Source organism: Streptomyces sp. NPDC127084 (assembly GCF_042724175.1).
Taxonomy (GTDB): Bacteria; Actinomycetota; Actinomycetes; order Streptomycetales; family Streptomycetaceae; genus Streptomyces.
Genome location: NZ_JBHXFA010000311.1, coordinates 1 through 2,921 on the forward strand (window position 1 = coordinate 1; position 2,921 = coordinate 2,921).

The 2,921-nt window shown below is 72.7% G+C and carries 5 protein-coding genes; all 5 read right to left on the reverse strand.

The features are described from left to right. Positions 1-152: 152 nt before the first annotated feature. Positions 153-344: a DUF6381 family protein gene (locus tag ACFWI9_RS33610; RefSeq protein ID WP_387168909.1), complete on the reverse strand. Its 192-nt coding sequence runs from the start codon at positions 342-344 to the stop codon at positions 153-155. A 100-nt stretch (positions 345-444) separates the two neighbouring features. After that, entirely contained in the window at positions 445-1,023 is a 579-nt protein-coding gene (gene amaP, locus ACFWI9_RS33615) for an alkaline shock response membrane anchor protein AmaP (RefSeq protein WP_387168920.1), read from the reverse strand. Positions 1,024-1,037: 14 nt separating this feature from the next. Continuing rightward, entirely contained in the window at positions 1,038-1,769 is a 732-nt protein-coding gene (locus ACFWI9_RS33620; protein ID WP_387168912.1) for a DUF6286 domain-containing protein, read from the reverse strand. A gap of 254 nt (positions 1,770-2,023) precedes the next feature. Further along, on the reverse strand, positions 2,024-2,212 hold the full coding sequence (locus ACFWI9_RS33625) for a hypothetical protein (protein ID WP_387168915.1): 189 nt from the start codon (positions 2,210-2,212) through the stop codon (positions 2,024-2,026). Between the two features lie 33 nt (positions 2,213-2,245). Continuing rightward, positions 2,246-2,752, reverse strand: coding sequence for an Asp23/Gls24 family envelope stress response protein (locus tag ACFWI9_RS33630; protein WP_387168917.1), 507 nt, complete (start codon positions 2,750-2,752; stop codon positions 2,246-2,248). Positions 2,753-2,921: the final 169 nt, after the last annotated feature.

The following is a 2,921-nucleotide window of genomic DNA, read 5'->3' on the forward strand; positions in this document are numbered from 1 at the left end:
CGCGCGCGCGCGCCCCCGCCGGGGTTGTGGCGGGCGCTCCCCCCGCCCCCCCACCGCGGGGTGGGGGGGGATCCCGTCGACCCCACACACCCCCCCCCCCCCACCAGACCGGCGGCGAGGGAGGGACACCCGGCACCACGGGGCCCCTTGCGTCACACCTCCGGGAATATGTCCCCTGCCCCCATCGCGCTCTCCTGTTCACTCTGGTCCCGCAGCTTTCGGGCCTTCTCCTCCAGTCGGCGACGCTCCTCCGGGTCGGAGGAGCGCTCCGCGGCCTGCTTCAGTTCGTCCGCCTTCTGGCGCATCTGGCGCACGCGTCCGCTTGCCTCACCTGAAACGCTCATGATCACTCCTCATACGTCATCGGATGAGCGGGCACCTCTCAGCGAACCAGTGCCTCCGCGACCTCGCATCCCGACGCCACATGCCGACGCGGAGCGGAACTCACACCACACGCCTGGCGTGGTGCTTCTCCGCGCGGAGGCGGACCTCCGCCGGCAGCGCCGCGAGGCCCGCGGATGTGCGGGCGTGGGTCAGGGCCTCGGCCGCGAGACGGTGGAGGGTCTCGACGGGGGACGCGTACGGTTCCAGCAGCAGCCTGACGCGAGCCTTGGGAGCCGTGGGGCGGCCGTGGACGGCGATCTGGGCACGGGCCACGCCGTCGAGGTCCTCCGCCTCGCCGATCAGTACGGATTCCAGGGCGCGGCCCCTGAGCTGGGCGCCCTCTCCGTCGGGGCTCTCGACCAGGATCTCGGCCAGCCGCGAGCGGCGGAACTGCGCCAGCAGCCACCACAGGCTCAGCAGCAGCATCGCCGCGAGTGCCGCGACCACCGTGGGCCACCACCAGCTCTCGGCACGCCAGTGCTGCCGGGCGCGCTGGGTGAGCAGCACATCGTCCGGCCCGGACCAGGGCCACCAGGAAGGCACCCCTGCGCCCAGTGCGGCGGCGACTACCGCTCCCCCGGCGGCGAGCAGCACCAGGCCGGTGAGGCCCAGCAGCACACGGTTGGCGGCAGGCAGCATGCGAGGCATCCGGCTCACCCCTTCTTGGGGGGTCGTCGGACCCGCACGGACGGCGCCGGAGGACGCGCGAGGCCGAGTTCCCGAATGCCGGCGTCCAGCACCATGTCCAGATCGCTCCGCACCTCGCCGAGCTCACGGAAGTGGGCCACCGCCCGCAGGCTGACGCGGGACCGTCGCATCCGTACCCGTACCGACTGCACACCGGACACCTCCATGGCCCGGTCGCGCAGTGCGAGCGCCGCGGCGTCGCGATCGAGTCCCGCACGCAGTCCCGTGTCGTCCGCCGGGCGACGCATCGGCAGCAGCCCGCGCAGACCGGGGGTCACGGCGAGCACGATCAGCAACAGTCCGAGCAACACCGCGACGCTCGCACCCACCAGGACCCAGACGTCATCGAGGGGGCGCTGCTCCAACTCGGTGGCGAGTGCGCGGCGCCATGCCCCAGCGGGCCGCTCGGCCCTTACGGCGGCGATGTCGTACAGCAGCAGTCCCGCTCCCGCCGTCAGCAGGGCGGCGACCAACCCGGACGGAACCCGCCGCTTGGACCAGAACCGCGCAGCCCTCGCGGGCGCGGGTGCGGACGCGCTCTCCGGCGCGGGTGCGGACGCGGTCACCTCAGCCTCCCCTGATCCGCCCGGCGGGTATGGACGGAGTGCAGCCGTTCGACCTGTACGGCTACTTCGGAGACCTCCATCCCGGCCAGTGCCGCCACCCTTTCGGCCACCCGGCGGCGCACCGCGCCGCACTGGGCGCCAAGGTCGGACGGGTAGTCGAGTTCGAGACTGATACGGATACGGGCGTGGTTCTGGTGGACGACGACCGCGGCGTGCGGGGGCGCGCATCCTTCGGGCACGCGTCCCAGGGCCTCACGCGCCGCCCGTGCCGCGATCTTCGCGACGACCCGGTCGGCGATCGTCGTCTCCCCGCGTTCCGCCGGTGCGATCCGCTGGGGCGGCATGGGCGCCGTCGGAGGCGAGGCCGAGTCCACGGACACTCCGGATCACCTCCGGTCGCCGTGTTCGCGGCCCCGGAAGAAGGCGCCCGGTTCGAGGTCGCCCTCCAGGAAGCGCCCCGCGACGAACCCGACCGCGCCGAGCGCGGCCACCAGGAGGAAGGCCCCGAAGCCGCCGAAATACCCGGCGAAGCCCAGCGCCATGCCGGCCAGCAGGCCGACCACCGCCATGTTCATTCGTGAGCTCCTCTCGTGAGCTCCGCTACTCCGCTACTGGATGCGCGGTTCTGGCTCTTCGTCTTCCTCGTCCGGCAGCTTCACATCGCTCACCGCGATGTTGACCTCCACGACTTCGAGGCCGGTCATCCGTTCCACGGCCGCGATGACGTTCTCGCGGACGGCTCTGGCCACATCACCGATCGACACCCCGTAGTCGACGACGATCTCCAGGTCGAGGGCGGTCTGCACTTCGCCGACCTCGGCCTTCACCCCGCGGGCCGCACCGGAGCGGCTTCCGGCTCCGGGCACCCGGTCGCGCACGGCGCCGAAGGTACGGGAGGCCCCGCTGCCCATCGCGTGGACTCCGATCACATCCCGGGCAGCCAGTCCGGCGATCTTCTCGACGACCCCGTCCGCGATGGTGGTGCGTCCCCGGGCCGCCGGATCCACGGCACCCCGCTTGGGCGTTCCCGCGCCTCCCGCCGTGCCCCCCGGTTTCGCCGTGCCTCCGCCGCTCCCCGACGGTTCCTTGCTGACATTGACGCCGGTGTCGGTCATCGCCGTACGTCCTTCCCGGGAGGTGGTGAACTCCTGGCTCCGCTGCCCACACTAAGTGCGCTTGCCCCGTCCCGCGCTGGGGATGCGGCAGGCGGGGGCAACGGCCGAACGGCACAGGGCTGGACCACTCCGCGACGGGAAGGAGCCCGGGGCCACCGCTGTCGAAGGC